Origin of the sequence: Crateriforma spongiae (assembly GCF_012290005.1) — a bacterium.
In the GTDB taxonomy this organism is placed as follows: domain Bacteria; phylum Planctomycetota; class Planctomycetia; order Pirellulales; family Pirellulaceae; genus Crateriforma; species Crateriforma spongiae.
Genome location: NZ_JAAXMS010000011.1, coordinates 133,504 through 153,243, shown reverse-complemented (window position 1 = coordinate 153,243; position 19,740 = coordinate 133,504). Strand labels below are relative to the sequence as shown.

Here is a 19,740-nt window from a genome sequence, read left to right as displayed (position 1 = left end):
GCTGCAACCTAGAACAGATGCCCGGCGCCACCATCGTCGTCCGAATCCGCAGACACGTCATCGTCCGATGGCCCGTCACCACCGGCGGTCCGCTTCTTCGCCCCACGTCGGCTGCCACGTGCGGATTGTTTTTGCAGCAGATCGTCGCCGCTCGCGTCGTCAAAGTCTGTCGTGATCGGCTGGCCGTCGGCATCGATTCCGGCCAGCAAGCGGACCTGCTGTTCGGCACGATTCAGATAGTCGTGGCACCGTTTCAGTTCTTTGACCGCCTGTTCGTACTGCTTCAGCGATTCGCCCAAATCCAAATCGCCGCTTTCCAACTGATCGACCACCGTTTCAATCTTTTCGACGGATTCTTCGAACACGAATTTCGGAGCGTCGTTGTCCGATTCCGCCGGATCGGATGCTGCGGCGGACGTTCGGGTGCGTGTCGATTTTTTCTTGGCCATCAGCGTCTCGGGTCTCCCAAAGTCTTTCCGGCGGGGTTACGTCGCCGGAGACCGGCAGGCTAACGCGCGTCGAGATTTTTGTCAGTCCCGGCCATCGCCGCGGCATCGGCCCGTGTTCGCACCCGCCTCTTCCCAACGGCCCGTCCACACCGCACGTTCGCCACGACCGGAATGATTGAATCGATCGGGCATGGTTCGATTCGTACGACGAATTCTTTGACGCCAGGCGGTTTACGACCTAGATAATCAGTGGACGGATGCTCCATTCGGACCGTTCGACACAGGCAAAGAGATTCATGGCTGACCGCAACAATGGCTCGAAAAACAAGGAAACGGAACCGACGTCGCAACTCGCGAAAGCCCGAAACGAAGGTCGCATGCGCCCCCGATACGGCGCTGCCTTCGCAGAATCCTGACGCCGCACCGGTCGACCCTGCGGCAGCCGACGCGTGCAAGAAAGACTCAGCGTCCCGGCAAGACCCCGCGTCCGCGCATGACCCCGTGGTGGAATCACCGTCCGTCGCGTTGCCCGAATCGGTCGCCGCCCATGGGTGCCAACCAGACGACGCAGCGGACCAGTTCGATGTCCCCGCCGGTGACGCCGAAGCGGACGACGTTCGAACCACCGATGATATCGAAGACGTCGTGGCCGCCATCGAAGAAGCGGTCGCCTTGGCCGATGGTCACGACGGTGATGATCCAGGCACGGACCAGAACATCGAACCCACTATCGACGAGGTCGCCGAACCGCAAGCCGATCAGACTGCGGCGGTGGTCACCGATGATGTGGCGACCCTTGATGATTCGACAAGCCTTGTCGAAAACCAGGCGGGCCAGGAAACCGATCTCGCTTATCGCCCGGTCCCCTCGCAATGGGCCCCCGCGTCGCCGGCACCCGAAAGCCCCCTAACCGCGTTTGCGATCGATCAGTTCATGCCCGCGGATCCGGTTCGCCAGCAGGCGTGGGCGACGCAACCATCGCTTGCACCGGAGGCAGGCGTCCCTGCACCGGCAATGTCGTCGGAACTGACCGAGCGATTGCTGGCGGAATTTGCCGACCTTAAATCGCACGTCATCGAAGCCACGGATTTGGAGTCGCTGAAGTCGCGGATCGATGAACTGACCGAAGCCAACGAATCGCTGCAAAAGCAGAACGATGAACTGGCCGAACAAAACGCCGACTTGGCGTCCCGCGTCGCTGGCAGCAACGTCCAACAATCGATCGAATCCGACGCCACCCAATCCGGCGGATCGCCCGATCTGCTGACCTGGGAACAACGCAAGGAATTGATCTATCGGCAAATGGAAGAGGACTCATTCGACGCCGAATCGTTCCTGACGACCTTAAAGCAGAAACAAGAATCCAGTAGCGTCATCGCGGTACAGGCGGCAACACCGGGCGATACCGGATCAATCCACGACCTGGATCCCGCTGATACGGTCACACGTTTGTTCGACCATTTGGAATCGTTGCAGCAACAAGTCGAACGTCGCGACGATGAATTGGGCGAATTGCGAGTTCTGTTGGAACAACGCGGCCCGGCCGAAGACGGCATGACGGTGGGTGCCGCATCGATCGCCCAGATGTTTGACGCGGATGAATTGATCCAGGAAGAACGTCAACGTCTGCAAGACATGCAGGCGGAATGGGAAGAGAAATTCCGCAAAGTCGAAATCGAAGCCTCTCTGGAACGCGCCAAGCTTTCACGCGAACGCCAAGAGTTACAGCGGAAGAACGCTGAATTGGAAGAACGTTTGGCGCACGCACGTCGTGAATGCGAACAGAACAACGCCGGCGGTGAAGGAAAGAAACGCCGCTGGGCCGCCCAACTGGGACTCTAGGCGACCGCTTCTGCAATCGCGGACCGACCGCATCGGCGTCCGCGTAGACCACCGAGTGTTGTCCGCGCATCGACAAGGCCGCCCTTCGCACCGCGTCAGGCGACCCATCTTCATTCGGCTCGGAATCAATGGTCGTCGAGGATCTTCAATAATCGGTGGGCATTTTCAGACGATGGAAACGGCACCGAACCCCGACGTCACCAAATTCGTCTATTTCTTGCGGTGACGAATCTTAGCTCGCATCCTGCGCTTCTTACGTCCGACTTTACGACGTCCTTTACCTGATTTCTTGGTTCCCACCGAGTCGAGTCTCCGAAATGTGATGGATGTTTGCTTGGCCGCCAAATACGGCCACGGAACAATGAAGTGTTTCAGCCAAAGAATACGGTGCGTGTGAGGTCGCCAACGGCCGCAGTGCAGCAAGCGAACCCCGAAATCGCATCGCGGTGGTTGCCCCAAAGAGTCGGGGCCAGGCGGATCGCGGATTTTTGGCGCCTTCCGCGTCGCCCGTTTCGATTCAAAGCAGCACGGAAGATTAGCAAAAATCACGCATTTCACAAGTGATCCTGCCGTTGTCCCGCGGTCAACGGCAGGTTTTTGGCAGCGGCCCGCTTCATTCCTCCGGCCGCGCCACCGAAGCGTTCGGTCCGCCCCGGCGGCCCGGGCCACAAAGATCTTGACGTGCGGGTGTACAGAAAGTTAACCACCGGTTGAAAACCAGGGTCAAGGCAGCGATTTTCGTCGCCGGCCGGTTGGTTTGCCGTTTGTGATTCGCGCCCCGCACCGAAAAGATCAATCGCTTGGCGGTCCGAACTGATTCATCGCCGGAATGCAAATCTCGGCCCCTTCGCCACGCGAAGGGGGCTGCCGCTGGGTTGTTGGCCGCGCTGTCGCTGGCCGGATGTGCCAACTGGCGTCAGAACGAAACGGAGCCTGTGGTCACCCACAAGGCGGAATCGGTTCAAACGCTGCACCATCGTACCGACGCACTGGTGATGAGCAGCCGATTCGTCACCATCCGACCTCCTGAATCGATCGCCAAATCCGCTGAAAGACTGTCCGCGGAAGCGACCCTCGACGGCATGGCAGACCAGGAATCGGAATCGCGTCCCTCCGGTGATTCGTTCCAGCCCGATCCTTGGGACACGATTTGGAACTGGGTCGATGAAACGGTCGTCGATGCGGGCGATCGCCGACGACTGTTGGACAACGGCTTGCGCGTGGGGTTGGTCAAAGACCGTCAAAAGGTCGATCAGTTGTTGGCGGAAATGACACCGCCGTCGGACTTGATCAACGACTTTATGGAACAAACCGAAGTCGCCACGGACGTCTCGGGGCTAAGCGGCGCGTTTCCCGTGCGTTGGGCCGAGCGAACCGAATTGTGGGTACGCCGGGCCGACTCGAAGACTCGAACCGTGCTGGCTCGCATCGACGGCCAAACGGTCGGCCGAACACTGGACGCGCCGCAACCTTTGTTTGCTTTGGAAGCGAATCCGACATCGATGGCCGGTCAAATTCGGCTGACGTTTCGGCCGGAGATTCAGCACGGACCGATGAAGCGTTCGTTCACGCCCAGCAAGGCGGCGGTTCGAATGGAACAACGTCGCGATGCTTGGTCGCTGGCCGAAAATCAATGGGATGTTCGGCTGGGCGAAGGCGACGTTTTGATCGTCGCGCCGACTCGGACCACGCAAGCGTTGGGCAAAGCGATGCTGACGCAACAAACGGCCGATCAACAGACCTTTCATACCGTCGTTCTTTTGACGTTGGACCGGATTCCATAGATTGGGTTGGTTATTTTGGCGGGGGTACTGGCCGCCGCGTTTCCGAAATTGCGTTGGGCCCTCGTTCGGTGCAGGGCCTGTTGCGGACGCCACTTTCGCAGAGCAAAAGGCGACGATTGGGGGCCGCACCAAGCCAGCTTCCAACAAGCGATGTTGCGGCGAAAGCAGATCAATAGTGCTGGGGCACAAAGTTGCGGCCGGACAGGGATGCCGTATCGTCGTAGGCTCCTTCCTTGGACCGCTTGGGCAATTTGACTTCTTCGGCGGGGACCTTCTCGTACGGAAACTGATTCAACAGGTGTCGGATGCAGTTCAATCGTGCGCGTCGCTTGTCATCGGACGGCAAGATGTTCCAAGGTGCGTGGTCCGTGTCGGTGGCTTCCAACATCATGTCGCGGGCTCTGGAATACTCGTACCACTTGCTGCGCGAAGGAAGGTCCATTGCGCTTAATTTCCACTGCCGCAGCGGGTCGGTGATCCTGGCTTCGAACCGTCGCTTCTGTTCCTCGTCACCCACCTCCAGCCAATACTTGATCAGCTGGATTCCGCCATCGGCGATATAATTTTCGACCACGGGACATAGCTGCAGAAAACGCCGGTGTTCTTCTTTGGTACAGAACCCCATCACATACTCGACACCGGCGCGGTTGTACCAACTGCGGTCAAAAATCACGATCTCGCCGGCGGCCGGAAAGTGGTTCATGTATCGTTGAAGGTACATCTGCGACTTCTCGCGATCCGACGGTGCGGGAAGTGCAACCGTGCGAAACACACGCGGGCTGACTCGTTCGGTAATCGCGCGAATCGTCCCGCCCTTTCCCGCGGCGTCGCGGCCTTCGAATACAACGATCGCGCGGATGCCGTTGTGCTTCACCCACGCCTGCAAATGACAAAGCTCTGCCTGCAATTTGCGAAGCTCTTTCATATAGTCCGCACGTTTCATTTTTAACGCGGCACGTTTGGAATCCGGTTTCGAAGCCATGTCGTTTGTCTCGCATCAAGTGGCGGGGGAACCATGCGGCGGGCTGGGCCGAACAATCAAAGCTTAGCGGATGAAGGAATCCAACCGACACACTGGGCATGGTGCCAGGATGTGCTGGTAACCAGGGCCGATGGCGGCACCGACGGAGCATAAAAAAAGGCCATCCGCCACAAGCGTGACGGATGACCCGGTGGGGAAATCGGGGTGGAAGCACAGCGATCAGCGAGCGGCGTCGGCGGCCGCTTGTTCGGCTTCGTAAGCTTCCATTTGATCTTCGATGTCATCGGGTTGTTCGACGACGGTGTTGTCGCCACCACCGCTGCATCCGGTCATCATCGGAACGGTGAAGATCAAAGCGGCAAAAGCCAGAATCATGGAACGAGTCAACATGGATGGAACTCTTCGGGGTTCTAAAAACGGGAAAGAAAAACGGCCCGGGCGACGGCAATGTCGTCACTGCTGCTGACGTTCACCGTCACGTGGGCCGATAGGTTCAAGCCATCAGTGGGTGGTCGAGTCACGACCGGTGGTCTTTGCCGTTCGCCTGGAGCGCGGATGTCTGGACGACTTCACGCGACTCCTGTCTTTGGCAAAGACGCGTCTGGTTAACACGCTGGTGGTTGGTTTCCATCCAGCGTGCGATGTTCGACGGCCGGTTTACAGGTCGGTCGAGTCGTAAGTTTCGCGGCTGGCGCGGGTGCCCATAGCACCCCAAACGCCGTACGGGCTGGCGATCCCTGCGTTGCCAGCGGCCTTGTAAACCGTCTTGGCACGACGATCGCCGGCGTCGATGGCGTCGGAGATGAACTTCACCGCACCGTCACCCATCACGACGTGAACGCCGCCGGGGTGCTGGCTACTGGGCGGATAAATCCCCCAAGTGTTGTCGTTGCCGGTTCGCGAAACGGTTTCGCTGTTGGGCGGCAGGATCGTGTTGAAACCGGTGAACTGGTGACACCCGTCGGACCAACGGAAACCACGTGCACGGCCCGACCAGTTTCCATCACCACCGGTGCTTTGGTCGGTGGTCAAGTTGGTATCGGGCAACCAGTACAGCGGACGATTCGGATCGATCAGACCTTGGTCCAACGCCCATGACGGGTTGTCACGCAACGGACCCGAACCGGGGCCGTCGGCCGGTGCGGTACGGATGTCACGAGTGCCGGAATCCGACAAGATTTCGCCGACCATGATCGTGTTGGACAATCCGTCGACGACGTCACGGAATTTTTTGTACTCGCGACAGACGAACATCCCGCGTCCCGAAACGTTGATCTGTTCAACATTGGCGTTGGAGAAAGTATTCGGGGTCACCCAGCGATAGGCACCGACGTCCAAGTATTCAACCGCGTCACCCATGCAGTTGGCATAGTTGCAACGGCCAAGAGCGGGCGAACCGACACCGGGGTCACTGGGGCAACGGAACGACGAAACGTCGGTGGCCCAAGGACGATAATCGCCACGCCATGGGGCGGGGCCCATCGACGGCCACGGCGGGTTCTTGGGATCGCCGTTGGTCTTCACGGCCATCGGATTGCTGATCTGATCCCACAACGGTTGTTGCTCGATGAACGGCAACAGAGGAACCAGGTAGCTTAGACGCAATTGATTGCTTCGCGTGCTGTCGCCGATGTTGGTTTCGCCGCGCGAGCCGCCCATCATGGCGGGCAGGTTGTTGAACGCCGAGTGATAGTTGTGCAGCGCCAATCCGATTTGCTTGGCATTGTTGCTGCAAGACATCCGACGCGCGGCTTCGCGTGCCGACTGAACCGCCGGCAACAACAGGCCGACCAGGACGCCGATGATGGCGATCACCACCAACAGTTCCACCAGCGTGAAGCCCGGTCGAGTGGAGGATGTTTGTCTCATCTGAGAACTCCAAAACTTCGAGAAAAATAAATCGCCCCGCGGATCAGGTGCGGGTGTACACCTTTTGTCGCACTCGACTGCCCCAGTGCGACAACTGAGTTCCCAGACGCACCATTAATGAGCATTAGTGGTGGACGTTCCAGCAACTTGATCAAACGTTAACGATCAGCGAGTTTCAAATCCATTACGCCGGAGCGAAGGTTCATTAGCTTCTGCCTAATGGGCGATCACTTTTATCGGTGAGTTGCCAATGGTGCGACAAATAGCCCCACGGGGGTGGCGTGTCTGCGCCCCTAGTTGCTCATTTAAAGGACAATGAGATTCCCTTAGGTTCTTTTTGTGGATAGCGACGATTTGTCCCGTAACCCGATTCGGGCACCGAAAATTGTTCAGGAATTTTTCCACCGGTGACGTTATGGCGCACCTGGCACCCGCCAAAACAGCCTGATGGGCGTCTGCGGACCATTGTTTCGATGTCCGCCCTACCGCTGAACAGCAGAAGACGATCAGCAGAAGCTGTGCGGTAAATCACGTCCGCGAGGCAGCTGTGTCAACGCGGAACCGTCACGATGGCGGCAGCCCTTTGGCGTGGGGGTGCAGCTGGCTTCGCGATGGGGGAGGCCAAAAGAGCTGATGTACCCCGACATCGGATTTCGACGCGATAGCTGCGGGCAGAAGTTTTCAGCCAAATAGCAACCCAATGCGTCAGTTTCGGGTTACTAAACCCAAGGCGTTCAGCCCGCGCAGTTAAGAAGCGGTCTTGGACGTTCGGGATTCCAAGACGCCGTGGATGATTTCCAAAACCGCCTGCAGCACTTCATCGCTGGACAGACAGTCGGTATTCACCACGATCGCGTCATCCGCCGCACGCAGCCGTCCAACGTCACGCGTGGTGTCTTCCAGGTCGCGTCTATTCTGGGCGTCCAGGATTTCGTCGATCGAAAGATTCACGCCCGTTTCGGACAATTGCAACTGACGGCGACGGGCGCGGGTCTGCGGTGACGCGGTCAGAAACACCTTGCATTCCGCGTCAGGGAAAACTTCGGCGCCTTGATCGCGTCCCTCGGTGACGATGTCTTTGCCCTCGGCGACCTGTCGTTGCATTTCCGACAGCCTGGTCCGCAGCGGCAAAAGATCGGCGATCCGACCGATGGCGGCGCTGACTTCCGGTTGCCGGATCTCCTCCGAAACGTCTTCGCCGTTAAGAAAAATGCGTTGGTCGTCCCAACGCAATTCCAAGCAACCAGCGAATTGTTCCAGAGCATCGACGTCATCGAAGTCGATGCCGGCCCGAAGGCACCCCAGCGTCACGGCACGATACATCGCCCCGGTGTCAAGAAATTCGAACGCCAGCCGGTCAGCGACTTGGCGAGCGATACTGCTTTTCCCCGCGCCGGCGGGGCCATCGATGGTGACGATCACGTAGCGATTGTTCGCGTTTGAAGTCCAGAAATCAGTCCAACAAAGTATAGCCGTGACTTCGGATCATTCCACCGTTTGTGGGCATCCAGGCCACGGCGAACGAGACGTTTTCGACGCCTAGGGTTTCCCAGCCGGTTCAACAGCATCGGGTTGTCCAGCTTGCCCAGACGCGCCCGCGCCGATGTCCCCCTGGTTCACGATGCGGCCGACTCGCTCATTCAGATCGTCTAACAGCGAATCTGTCACCTTTGCGTCCACACTGTCACCGCGATATCGCATGGCATAGAACAACCGCGTCAGTGCCGCGAAGGGTTCTCCGGCGGGAAAACGTGACCGCGAAGTCTTCGCAGAAATTTCTGTGGACAGTTCGGCGGGGGTCTGCGCCGTGTGTCGATGGACGCCCAAACGCTGCAGCTGATCGACGGCATCGGCATAAAACGCCAGCGTGGGGCGTGCCGCAGCGGTTTCGGCAAGGTCGCCGCGATCGCGTCCCAACAGTGCGGGAAGCTTCAGCCGCAGCAACACGATCACCATCACCGACATGCCGATCGTCGCGAGCGCGGCGGGCAATGAGAATCGATTGCCTTTGGCCAACGAACCACCGCCCAGTTCACCGGCCCGAGCCCGAGCCAAACTGGCCTGCAATCGCTGGATCATTTGGGTGTACGCATCGCTCATCGGCGTCGATCCCGCGGTAGCCGACAGCACGCGGTCTTGGCGTCCCCCGTCCATGTCCACCACGTAGTCGTCCCACAGGTTTTGCGCGATGTCCAGCACTTGGTTCACCCCACCGCTGCGATCCGGTGTGATTCCGCCGCCCGAACCGCCCGGCGTCGGATCCAAACGCACCCAGTAGTATTCCGACGGTCGCTGTCCGGCCAGATTCGCCGTCGGTGGCAATTCGTCCTTGTGCAACAGGGCTTCGACCCAAGCATGGGCATGCAACTGTCGCGCAACGTAGTAGTCCCCCAATTCGTTGTATTCGTCGGTGCAGTAGCCGACGACCATCCGCGCTGGGATGCCTTCGCTTCGCAGTATCATGATCAGACCGGATGCGAAAAACTGGCAATGACCGCGTCGATCAACCTTCAAGAACTGTTCGATCGGGTCGACGCCTTCCAAGATGTCGGCGCTGAGGTCCAAGGTGTATTCGAAGTCGTTTTTGGCGGAGAACAGATTTTCGGCCGCCTTGACGAAGTCGAAAGTGCTTCCACGATCGGCCGCCATGTCCCGTCGAATCATCTTCGCCAACCGCCCGGCCGTTGGGATGTTTTCCCGACTCCATTCGGTGCACAGTTCGAGATACTTTTCCCAGTCCTCTTCCGTCTTGTAACGAAGGTTTCGGATTTCCAACCGCTGTTCTAATTGGGCGTCGTCTTCGGTATCGAAATCCAACAAGTCTTCATCGTTGGCAAGTCTGGTTTCATCTTGGTGCGTGCGTCCCCATGGGTCGTCGCTGGTCCAGGGTGAGATGAATTCCGACTGGTTTCCCAGATAGAACGCGTTGGTCGTGTATCGAATGCGATAGCGTGGATAGCCGCCCGAGGATCGTTTGGGCCGAGACAATTCATAGCTTGCCGGTTTGTGTTGGATCCGTCCCGGACCTGCGACCTCGAAATAGGGAACGATCCCGAACAGCGACTGGGACTTGGTGGCTTCGTGGTTGACGGTGACCGCCACCGAGTCGAACAGGGCGCGGTCTTTGGCGGGGATCCCCTCGTATTCGACGGGCGTGGGCGCGAAACGACTTAGAATTCCCGCATTGCGTGATCGCCACTGGCCGTGGGAAAGCTCGCTGGTCAAATCCACGCTGTACGTCTCCAACGCCCGGCCACGCAGGTACATCGGCCCGGTGATCTTGTACAGTTTTCCCGTCCGCCGATCTTGCATGCGCACGCGCAGCGCCGTTTCACCGCTTTGCAGCAACTTACCGACTTGCATCAAGTCGACTTCATCGTTGAAGCCCACCAATGCGGACCCGGCACTGCCCATCGTCGACGCGTCGGTCATTCGCGGCAACGCGTAGAAAAAGATCGCGGCAATCAACCACACCGCCGGCGTGATGGTCATGCCGATGACCCAAAACGTCCGGCGTCCGGCCAAGGCCAGCGACTGGTTCGATTCCGGTGTGCCGGTCAAGATCCATGCTTCATCCAGATCAATCTCCGGTTCATCGTCTTGGAACATTTCGTCGCTGGGCGGAACCGTGATTCGACCTTGCGCGTCCAACGCACTGTGGAACGTTTGGTCGATCGCCAAGGAATCATCGCCTTCGGTTGCCGCACTGGCGGTGGACAACAGGCTTAAACCAAAGACACCGACCAAACCAATGGGAATCAGAGCAGCGCCGAACTGCAGGGCATCGTTGAACACCGCCGCAACGATCAGTTGCAACAAACAAAAGACGACGATCTGTTCATAGATCCGCTGGGTCTTACGCTGCAGCATCAAGACCGCTTGTACCGACACCAACAAATAGGCGACCGCCTCGATCTGTTTGCTGCCTGGGCCGCCCAAGTCGCTGAAATCGCTGACACAATAAAGTCCGGCGATGCCCATCGCGGTGTACGCCAGCGGCGCGGGCATGGAAAACAAGCGGAAGCGATCGACGAACAGATAGCCGAAAATTGAGAATACGGCGGCGGTCGTGGCCAGGCCTTCCAAATTGTCGCCACGCATCGCCAGTCCGCCCAAGCACGACAACACGGCAAAGGACAACTGGGTGCGATTGATCAGCCGACGCTGGGGTTTGGTGGGGTTGGCAACGACAACCGACCCGTTGGCTTCGCCGACCGTCTGTCCGTTGGCCATCACGCTTCGTCCTTTCGCAGCCCGACCGACGCGGCGGCGTCCGTGTCCAAAAACTGCTTGGCGGTTTGACCGGAACGCGCAGTTCCCGGCGATGGTTGGCTGTTCGATTCGGGGCTGACGATCATGCCGCCGACGGTATCGGTCGTCACGTCCAACCAGCGGATTCGCCCGCGTCGTGCCCACATCGTCAAAATGTCACGCAGTTCTGGATCCCCGTTCATCGCGTCTTCCTGGGATCGCGGGCTGGCCACGATCAAATCTTGGGGCAATCCCACCGCTTCGACGGCGTGGTCCAGTGTTTGTTTGATCGGTGGTTTGGCCGACGGTTGAATCCGAGCCAGGGTTTGAAACAACCTTCGCCGTGCTTCGAACGATGTGCCCGCAATCATCGCGCGACTGCTGACGCCGGCCGAAGCGAAAACGACACGGTTGCCAGGCTGGGATGCCAAGTCGACCAACAACGTGGCCGCCAAACTGATCGCCGTTTCCACATCGTCGCCCGTCCGGATGCGTCCGGACCAATTGGCTCCAGACGATTTCGAACTGGATGGCGATCCCGACAAGACGCTTGGCATGGCTTGGTCCGGTGCGTACCAAGCGTCCAACAGTAAACAAACGTCATAACGTCGTTGCTGTTCGAACTGACGCACCGCCAAGTCGCCCAGCCGCGCGGTGGTGCGCCAGTGGATCCACTTTGGATTGTCACCGGGATGGTATTCGCGCAGCCCAAAAAAGTCGCCTTCGTCATTGCCGCCGCGATGCGCGCCGACCGTCGCGCCGCCGGTCCGCTGCAGTAGGACGTTTTTCCATCCCCGACGCAAACGCAATAACCGCGGATACACGTCAAGCACTTGGCCTAGGTCCGACTGGGCTTCGGCTTTCATCAGGGAAAACGGAAAGGTCGTGGACACCGTGACCGGCCCGAATCGATACGATCCTCGGTCGGCGATCCGGCAGATGTACGACGGTGTCACGGTTTGACGCCCGCCGACGACTCCGATCCCGCTGACCGCTTTGGCGCGTTGTTCCGGACCCGCCGTGCCGCCGCCCAATACTTTCAACCATCGACCACTGTTCCGTTGATCGTCCAGAACGATTTGGTCGGTGATTCGCAACATCCACAGTGGCAAGAATCGATTGTGATTGGTCAATCGGAACCGGACACGGAACGGTGTACCGGCAAAGGCCTCGCTGGGCAAACGTCGGCGGATGTCCACTGATTCTGCCGCTCGAGTGCACCATCGCCACTGCGTGATCAACGCCCCGACCATGATGGCCGCCAAGACCAACAACAGATTCAGCCCGCGGATCGCGCCGCCCAGCATGGCAAAGGCGATGACGAATCCAAAGTGCCAACCCAGTCGTGTCAAACGGGTGCGTCGAATCATGTTTTCGGGGTGACCAAATCAAATAGGTCAAGCGCCGTCCGGTCGATCAAACCGGGACCGGCACCTGTTGCACCAAATCGGCGACCTGTTGTTCGACATAATGTCGATCGGCGCCTTGGAAAATGCCTTCGGGCAACACACGGTGCGACAGCGCGGCGACGGCCAGTTGTTTGATGTCGTCGGGCGTCACATAGTCGCGGCTTTCGGTAATCGCCCGAGCCTGGCATCCGCGGTAAAAACTGAGCGCGCCCCGGGTGCTGACGCCGACTTGGAAAGCGTCGTGTTGCCGTGTCGCTTCGACGATGTCCAGCAAGTATTCGACCAACGAATCGTCAAATTTCACCTCGCGGACCGCCATTTGGGCGTGCCGCACCGATTCGACGTTGACGACGGGCTGCAATTGATCGACTGGTTCACCGGTGCGGTGCGTCGACATGACCTGACGTTCCATTTCACGCCCCGGATACCCCACGCTGGTCCGCAACAAGAACCGGTCCAATTGGCTTTCGGGCAACGCGTAGGTGCCTTCGAATTCGAAGGGGTTTTGCGTGGCGATGACAATGAACGGGCTGGGCAACGGATGAGACTTTCCGTCCACGCTGACGCGTGCATCGCTCATCGCTTCCAGCAACGCGGACTGCGTTCGGGGCGGGGCGCGGTTGATTTCGTCGGCCAACACGACGTTGGCAAACACCGGACCAGGGCTGAATTCGAACTCGTGTCGATCCGTCCGATAGATCATGCTGCCGGTGATATCGGCGGGCAACAAATCCGGTGTGAATTGCAATCGGGCAAAGCTGCCTTCGATGGACTGGGCTAACGCTTTGGCGGCCAACGTTTTTCCGACGCCGGGAACGTCTTCCAGCAAGACGTGTTCGCCGGCGATCAGCGACAGGACCAGCATTTGGACCACGTCGGGTTTGCCCAGCAAGACCTTTTCGATGTTGGCCGATAACAGCCGTGAGGTTTCAAACGCGGGGTCGTACATAGAAAAGCTGGGTTCAAGATCCGTTCATTGCGTCGCCGCCATTCTATCGGATGGTAACGACGCAAGGTGGCCCGTGGGGATCATTGCGCCTCGGATCACGCGTTTTGGCATCAAGCGTTTTCGCTAAGTGCCGCTTGGATCTCCGCGACCGCTGCGTCCAACGCTTCGGGCAACTTGCTGGCGTCTTTCCCGCCGGCCTGTGCCATGTCGGGACGCCCGCCACCGCCACCACCGAGGGCTTTGGCGGCATTGCCCACCCATTTGCCCGCGTTTAGCCCGCGTTTGACCAAGTCATTGCTAAGCCCACCGACCAACAAGACCTTTTCGCCCTGGCGCGCGGCCAACAAGACCGCCGACGCGCTGTCGGACTTCTTGCGAATCTGGTCGATCCAGCCCCGCATGATGTTCGGGTTGGCTCCCGGCGTTTCGGCCACCACGATCAGACAGTCACCGACCGTTTGGCCCGAACTGATCAAATCGTCCGCGGACAATTTGCCGCCTGCGGTCATTTTTTGCAGTTCGTCCAACAGATCCGATCGATCACCCAGCAACGCCTTCAATCGATCCGGCACGTCTGATGTGGCGACGTTCAACAACCGCGCCGTGTCACGCAAAATTGTTTTGGCCGATTCGTATTCCAGGGTTCCCGGATCCGCATTTCCGACGATCGACTCGGCGTGTTCGGTGGCCACGCCGCTGTGCAGTTCCTTTTTGATACCGCGGACATCGTTGGCCAATTCTGTCGCCGCTTTGACCAGATTCTTTTGGCTGCATCCCAGGATCTCCGCAGCCTTGCGAGTCGTTTCGATGGTCGATTCGATGTGCGATTTCGCTCGAGGCCCCGTCAATGCAACGATACGTCGGGTGCCCGACGAAACGCTTTCTTCGCTGACCAATTCGAACGCTTCGACATCGCCCGTGGACGTCAGGTGAGTTCCCCCGCAAAGTTCTTTGCTGAATTCCCCCATCGAAACCATGCGGACGGGGTCGGGGTATTTTTCACCGAACAACATCATCGCGCCGGCTTTGCGTGCATCGGCCAAGGCGACCGTTTGCCAGTGGATCGGGTCCTTGGCTTGGACTCGATCGATGACATCGGTGCGAATCGCCGCCAGCTTGTCTTCGTCCAAGGCCTCCTGATTGCTGAAATCGAATCGCAACACGTCCGCTTCGACCTTGCTGCCCTGCTGTTGGGCGTGCGCGCCGACGTTTTTCTGCAATGCGTAATGCAAGATATGGGTCGCGCTGTGGGCCCGCTGCAACGCTTGACGGTTGTCCTGGTCGACGATCGCTTGGCAAGCGTCGCTTTCGGATACCTGTCCTTTGACCAAGCATCCGTGGTGAACGACCAAGTCGCCGTGTTTCTGTGTGTCGGTGACATTGAATTCGAAACCATCGCCACGGATCACGCCGACGTCGCCGACTTGTCCGCCGGATTCACCATAAAACGGTGTTCGATCCAAGACCAACCGCATCGGTTGATCGGGATCGGCCGAAGCCGATTTCACCAACGTCGATTCGTCCGAATCGTCCTCGGTGCCGTCGCCGATGATGATGCCCTTGATCGTGGCGTCGGCGGTCGTGGCGTCGTAACCCAAAAACTCGGTATGGCGCAGCGATTCCTTCAACGTTTCCAGCGGACCGGTTTGGAACAGTTTGAATTGATCGCCGCCGCTGATTTCGGCGTGACGCTGCATCGCTTCGGTGTAGCCGTTCCAATCGAACGTGAAGCTCTTTTCGGCGCCCATTTGTTGCAACAGTTCCGGCGGCACGCCGTAGCTGGTGTAAAGGTCGGCCGCCTGGTCACCATCGATCATCCCGGTGCCGGATTTTTCCATGTCGCCAAAGATGCGATCGATCCGCTGTAGCCCCGCGTCGATGGTCGCAAAGAATCGCTCTTCTTCGCCGCGAATGACGCCCTGAACCCGCTGGACCGTTTCGGTCAATTCCGGGTACGCGGGTTTCATCGCATCGGCCACCGCGTCGACGATCTGATACAGGAACGGGTCGCGCAATCCCATCTGGTGTCCGTCCAACACCGCGCGTCGGATCAACCGTCGGATGACGTACTTGGCCCCATTGGCACCGGGGTACACGTTTTCGTGAACGGCAAAGGTGGCCGCGCGGACGTGATCGGTGATGCGGCGTAACCGTCGGCCGTTGTCGCTGTCGTAAGCGTAGGGGACCGACGTTACTTCCGCGGCCGCTTGGACGATTGGCATCAGGATGTCGATGTGATAATTCGTCGGGACCTTTTGCAGAACACTGGCGGTTCGCTCCAATCCCATCCCGGTGTCGATGTTCTTGCTGGGCAGCGGCCGCAAATTATCCGGCGGATCACCGACGCGATTGAACTGGGTGAACACCAGATTCCAGATCTCCACGTCGCTGCCGTCGTCCAGCACGTAATAGATTTCGCTGCACGGACCACAAACACCATCGGGCCCCTGGCTGGGTGCCGACGCGGGCCAGAAGTTCTCGTCTTCCTCCATCCGTGCGATCCGCGACGTGGGCAGACCGATTCCTTCGTGCCAGATCTTGGCCGCTTCGTCATCGTCCTTGTAAACGGTGACCGACAGCCGGCCCGGATCCAGCCCCAGCCATTTCTTGTCGGTCAGAAATTCCCAAGCCCAGCGAATGGTGTCTTCTTTGAAGTAGTCGCCGAAGCTGAAGTTGCCCAGCATTTCAAAGAACGTGTGGTGGTACGCGGTCCGTCCGACGTTGTCGATGTCGCCGGTGCGCAGGCACTTTTGGCACGTCGTCGCGCGGGTGAAATCCAGCGTGACTTTGCCCAAAAAGTGGTCTTTGAATTGGTTCATTCCGGCGGGAGTGAACAGCACCGAGGGGTCCCAGGTGGGGACCAGCACGTCGCTGGGACGGCGGACACAGCCTTTGGTTTCAAAAAAGGCCAAGTACTTTTCACGTAGCTCGTCGGTTTTCATCGGTCGCGGCGTGGGGCGAATGCGGTGGCAATTTCTGGCGACGGTGATTCGGCCCGATTCCGAACGTTTGATCAGGGACCAGCGTGGTGGCGGGCCGGTGCGCACCGTCGACAGCGTCTGTTTGGCCCAGAAGCATATCGCAGGAACCGATTCTGCCGAAGACCATCAGACGCCGGTTCTGGCCCGATCCGCCCGCGCGACCGCGGTCACCGAACGCGTCGCCGCGGTCGCAATGGCGACCGCCTATTTCCAGCGCCGCTTGCCGAACCGCTTCTCCTGCTGGGCGCGCGGCACGCTGACCACACCGTCGGCCGGCAACGACTCGTTCCACTGCAGCAACTGATCCTTCAGCCGCTTGGTGATCTGGGGACGTTTGTCGGCCATGTTTTTCGTTTCCCCGATGTCGTTGGCCAAGTCGTACAGCTCCACCGCCGAACCATCGATGTTGCACAACAGTTTCCAATTCTTGTCGCGGATGGCCAAATCCGGATACGGCTGTTGGCGGTTGCCCGGATGGTCCGGCGGCCGACGCCACATCAGCGGCGTGTTCCGTTGGGCCTGGTTGTACCCCAGCAACGCCGACAGCAAATCTTCGCCATCGGGTTGGTAACTTTCCGGGGCTGAAACGCCGGTGGCCTGCAGAATCGACGGCACCAGATCCACCGCCGAAGCGATCGTCGTTTCGTTGACCGTCCCCGCCGCCTCGGGACGAATCAGCCCCGGCCCCCAGACGATCAGAGGGCTGCGGATGCCGCCCTCGTAAAGCTTGCCTTTGAAGCCACGCAGTGGGCCACCCGAGCCCGCGCCGGGTTCATGGCCGTTGTCGCTGGCGACAAAGATCAACGTATTCTTGGCAAGTTTGGGATCGTTGCGGACACGATCAAACAACATGCCCAACTGTTCGTCCATGGTTTTCAAAACAGACAGATACAGCGTGCGTTTCTGTTGGTCGCCGCGACGCCCGGCCGGTGGGAAGTAAGGGGAGTGCACGTCATCGGGCCAAACGTTGACGTAAAACGGTGGTGTTTCATCGCCCTGAGACACTTCGCGAACGAAGTCCAACGTCTCGGCGACAAAACGGGACGTGATCACGCTGCGGTCTTCCCACATGATGGGCCCCTTGCCCAGTTTATCGCTGCCCAAGGCATGCGGCTTGGGCGGCTTTCCGTCGTAGGCGTCTTTCAATGGCAAGACGCGTGGGCCCAATCCTTCGAAGTTTGTCAGCGACCGAACGAAACCGTATTTCGAAATCATGGGCGCATCGCCGACATCGCGCTGGCCGCCCATATGCCACTTGCCAAAGTGACCGCACGCGTAGCCCGCTTGTTGAAGCAATCGAGGCAACGTGACGGCTTCTTCGTCCAGCCAATCGGCAACGCCCCGCTCGGCGTTCAATTCGCGCGACGCCAGGTACGACGTGATGCGATGCCGTGCGGGGTAATGTCCGGTGGTCAATGCGGTCCGCGAGGGCGAACAGATGGGCGAATTGACATAGAAATTCGTCAGCCGAATGCCTTCGGAAGCCAACCGGTCGATGTTCGGCGTTTGACCTTCGATACCGCCGAAGCAGGACAAGTCGGCCCAGCCCATGTCGTCGATGAAGACCATGATCACGTTGGGCGGCTGGCCGGAGGGCGGCAACAGTTTGGCCAGTCCGACGGACTCCGGCTGGTCGCCCTGGTCGGTCATCCACTGGTCCAACCGAGTGCTGAGCCGAGCCAGCTGGCTGTGATATTCCGGATCGCGTGCCAGGTTCAATAACTCCAGCGGGTCTTCCTGCAAGTCGTACAGCTCCTCCGATGCACGCTGTTGGTACCGTCGAACCACGTTGGCGGCGTCGGTGTCATCGCCGGCTTTTGCTTCCCAGCTTGGCCAATACCCAGTGTCGCTTGGCCTTTTGTCGATGTGAGTACCGAACTGGAACTGTGGATACAGATTGCGGATGTACTTGTACCGGTTCCCGGTCACCGCACGCGCCGGATAGACGTTCATGTTGCCGTCGCCGCTGTGCGTGGTCAGGATCACGTCGCGATGCGTGTCGGCTTGCCCGGTCAAGACCGGCATGATCGACCGACCATCCAGCTTCACCGGTGCCGCCGCGTCGGGATCGCCGCCGGCGGCCGCGACCATCGTCGGCAACAAATCGACCCAACTGACCATCGCGTCGGTGCGGACACCGCCTTGGATCTTTCTGGGCCAAGAAACGATCAACGGTGTTCGGATGCCTTCTTCGTAAAGGTTCCATTTGGCGAATGGCCACTGGGCACCGTGATCGCTGGTGTGAATGAACAACGTGCCTTTGCCCAGCACGTCCATGGTCGCGTCATAGACGGCGCCCAATTCGTTGTCCATCGTCTGAACGGCTTGCAGGTAACGCTGGCGTGCTTCCCGCGTTTCTTTGGTGTTCACGTGATGCGGGGGAACACGGACGTCATCGATCGAAAACGCATCGCCCTCGGGCCACGGGACGTGCGGCCAATTGGTGCCCACGAACAAGCACAACGGCTGGTCGCTTTGGCGGGCCCGCAGCCATTTCACCGCTTCATCAACACACTGGTCTTCGTGGTAGTTGAAAAACTTTGCCACGTCGAAACCGTATTCGGGGGTCTGGCGATAGTGGCCGACTTTGCCAAAGGCGGCGACCTCATAACCAAGCTCTTGCAAGTACGCCGGCAGCTTCTTCAAGTCCGCCGCCGGTCGCGCGTGGTTGCGTTCCGCCCCGTTGCGCGCGGGGGAAATCCCGGTCAACAAGGCGGCGCGGCTGGGGGCACACGAAGGCGACGCGACATAGGCCCGATCGAATGTCATCCCGACGTCGGCCAAACGCTGCATGTTGGGCGTTCGGATCTCGGTGCTGCCGTAGACCGAACTGTCGGTGACCGTGTGGTCATCGGAAAGGAAGACGACGATGTCGGTTGGCCGTGTGCTTGCCTCCCGTGGTGTCTCGGGCGTGTCCGGCCTGCCATCATCGGCCCGCAGGTCGACCGCGACCGTACAGAAAACAATCGCCGACGCGACACCGATCCTTGCGATCAGGTTCGCGGAAAAAAGTCGATCGCAAAACGAAAACACACGATTCGCCGTTTGGGACGGCCAGCGGTTTCGAAAGAACATGGTGGGATGTGGGATGTGGGTTGGTTGGGAACGTGAACACCGTCAATGACGCATTACGTACCAAGAGTCGCAGACTTCGACAAAAGATTTGCGAAAGCCGTCATCAGTGTAGAAACCCGCACGAAAACGTGCATCCAATCACGCCAGAA

12 protein-coding genes are annotated in these 19,740 nt (G+C 59.2%); 2 read left to right on the top strand and 10 right to left on the bottom strand.

Annotated features, from left to right (window positions below):
• Positions 1–8: 8 nt before the first annotated feature.
• The gene (gene xseB, locus HFP54_RS23485) at positions 9–449 is read right to left on the bottom strand and encodes an exodeoxyribonuclease VII small subunit (protein ID WP_168567021.1); all 441 of its coding nucleotides are present in this window, start codon (positions 447–449) and stop codon (positions 9–11) included.
• A gap of 504 nt (positions 450–953) precedes the next feature.
• On the opposite strand from xseB, the gene HFP54_RS23480 reads away from it, so the two are divergent.
• Both HFP54_RS23480 and HFP54_RS23475 read left to right on the top strand, forming a co-directional pair.
• Entirely contained in the window at positions 954–2,291 is a 1,338-nt protein-coding gene (locus HFP54_RS23480) for a hypothetical protein (protein ID WP_168567020.1), read from the top strand.
• 800 nt (positions 2,292–3,091) lie between these two features.
• Positions 3,092–4,075 (top strand): hypothetical protein, encoded by a 984-nt coding sequence (locus HFP54_RS23475; RefSeq protein ID WP_206036363.1) that lies wholly within the window; start codon positions 3,092–3,094, stop codon positions 4,073–4,075.
• Between the two features lie 169 nt (positions 4,076–4,244).
• Here the strand turns inward: HFP54_RS23475 and ppk2 are convergent, their stop codons facing one another.
• The 9 genes from ppk2 to HFP54_RS23430 form a co-directional block, all read right to left on the bottom strand.
• Positions 4,245–5,057: a polyphosphate kinase 2 gene (gene ppk2, locus HFP54_RS23470; RefSeq protein ID WP_168567018.1), complete on the bottom strand. Its 813-nt coding sequence runs from the start codon at positions 5,055–5,057 to the stop codon at positions 4,245–4,247.
• 219 nt (positions 5,058–5,276) lie between these two features.
• Positions 5,277–5,447, bottom strand: coding sequence for a hypothetical protein (locus HFP54_RS23465; protein ID WP_168567017.1), 171 nt, complete (start codon positions 5,445–5,447; stop codon positions 5,277–5,279).
• Between the two features lie 267 nt (positions 5,448–5,714).
• Positions 5,715–6,926, bottom strand: coding sequence for a DUF1559 domain-containing protein (locus HFP54_RS23460; RefSeq protein ID WP_168567016.1), 1,212 nt, complete (start codon positions 6,924–6,926; stop codon positions 5,715–5,717).
• Between the two features lie 747 nt (positions 6,927–7,673).
• A complete protein-coding gene (gene cmk / locus HFP54_RS23455) occupies positions 7,674–8,348 on the bottom strand; it encodes a (d)CMP kinase (RefSeq protein ID WP_168567015.1) in 675 nt (224 codons plus the stop codon).
• A gap of 117 nt (positions 8,349–8,465) precedes the next feature.
• Entirely contained in the window at positions 8,466–11,159 is a 2,694-nt protein-coding gene (locus tag HFP54_RS23450; RefSeq protein ID WP_168567014.1) for a transglutaminase TgpA family protein, read from the bottom strand.
• Positions 11,159–12,547: a DUF58 domain-containing protein gene (locus HFP54_RS23445; protein ID WP_168567013.1), complete on the bottom strand. Its 1,389-nt coding sequence runs from the start codon at positions 12,545–12,547 to the stop codon at positions 11,159–11,161. Before HFP54_RS23445 ends, HFP54_RS23450 begins: the two co-directional genes overlap by 1 nt.
• A gap of 46 nt (positions 12,548–12,593) precedes the next feature.
• Positions 12,594–13,490 (bottom strand): AAA family ATPase, encoded by an 897-nt coding sequence (locus HFP54_RS23440; RefSeq protein ID WP_146414367.1) that lies wholly within the window; start codon positions 13,488–13,490, stop codon positions 12,594–12,596.
• A gap of 155 nt (positions 13,491–13,645) precedes the next feature.
• Positions 13,646–16,477 carry an alanine--tRNA ligase gene (gene alaS / locus HFP54_RS23435; RefSeq protein ID WP_168567012.1) on the bottom strand — a complete coding sequence of 944 codons (2,832 nt, stop codon included), beginning with the start codon at positions 16,475–16,477 and terminating at the stop codon, positions 13,646–13,648.
• A gap of 243 nt (positions 16,478–16,720) precedes the next feature.
• Entirely contained in the window at positions 16,721–19,591 is a 2,871-nt protein-coding gene (locus tag HFP54_RS23430) for a sulfatase-like hydrolase/transferase (protein ID WP_168567011.1), read from the bottom strand.
• Positions 19,592–19,740: the final 149 nt, after the last annotated feature.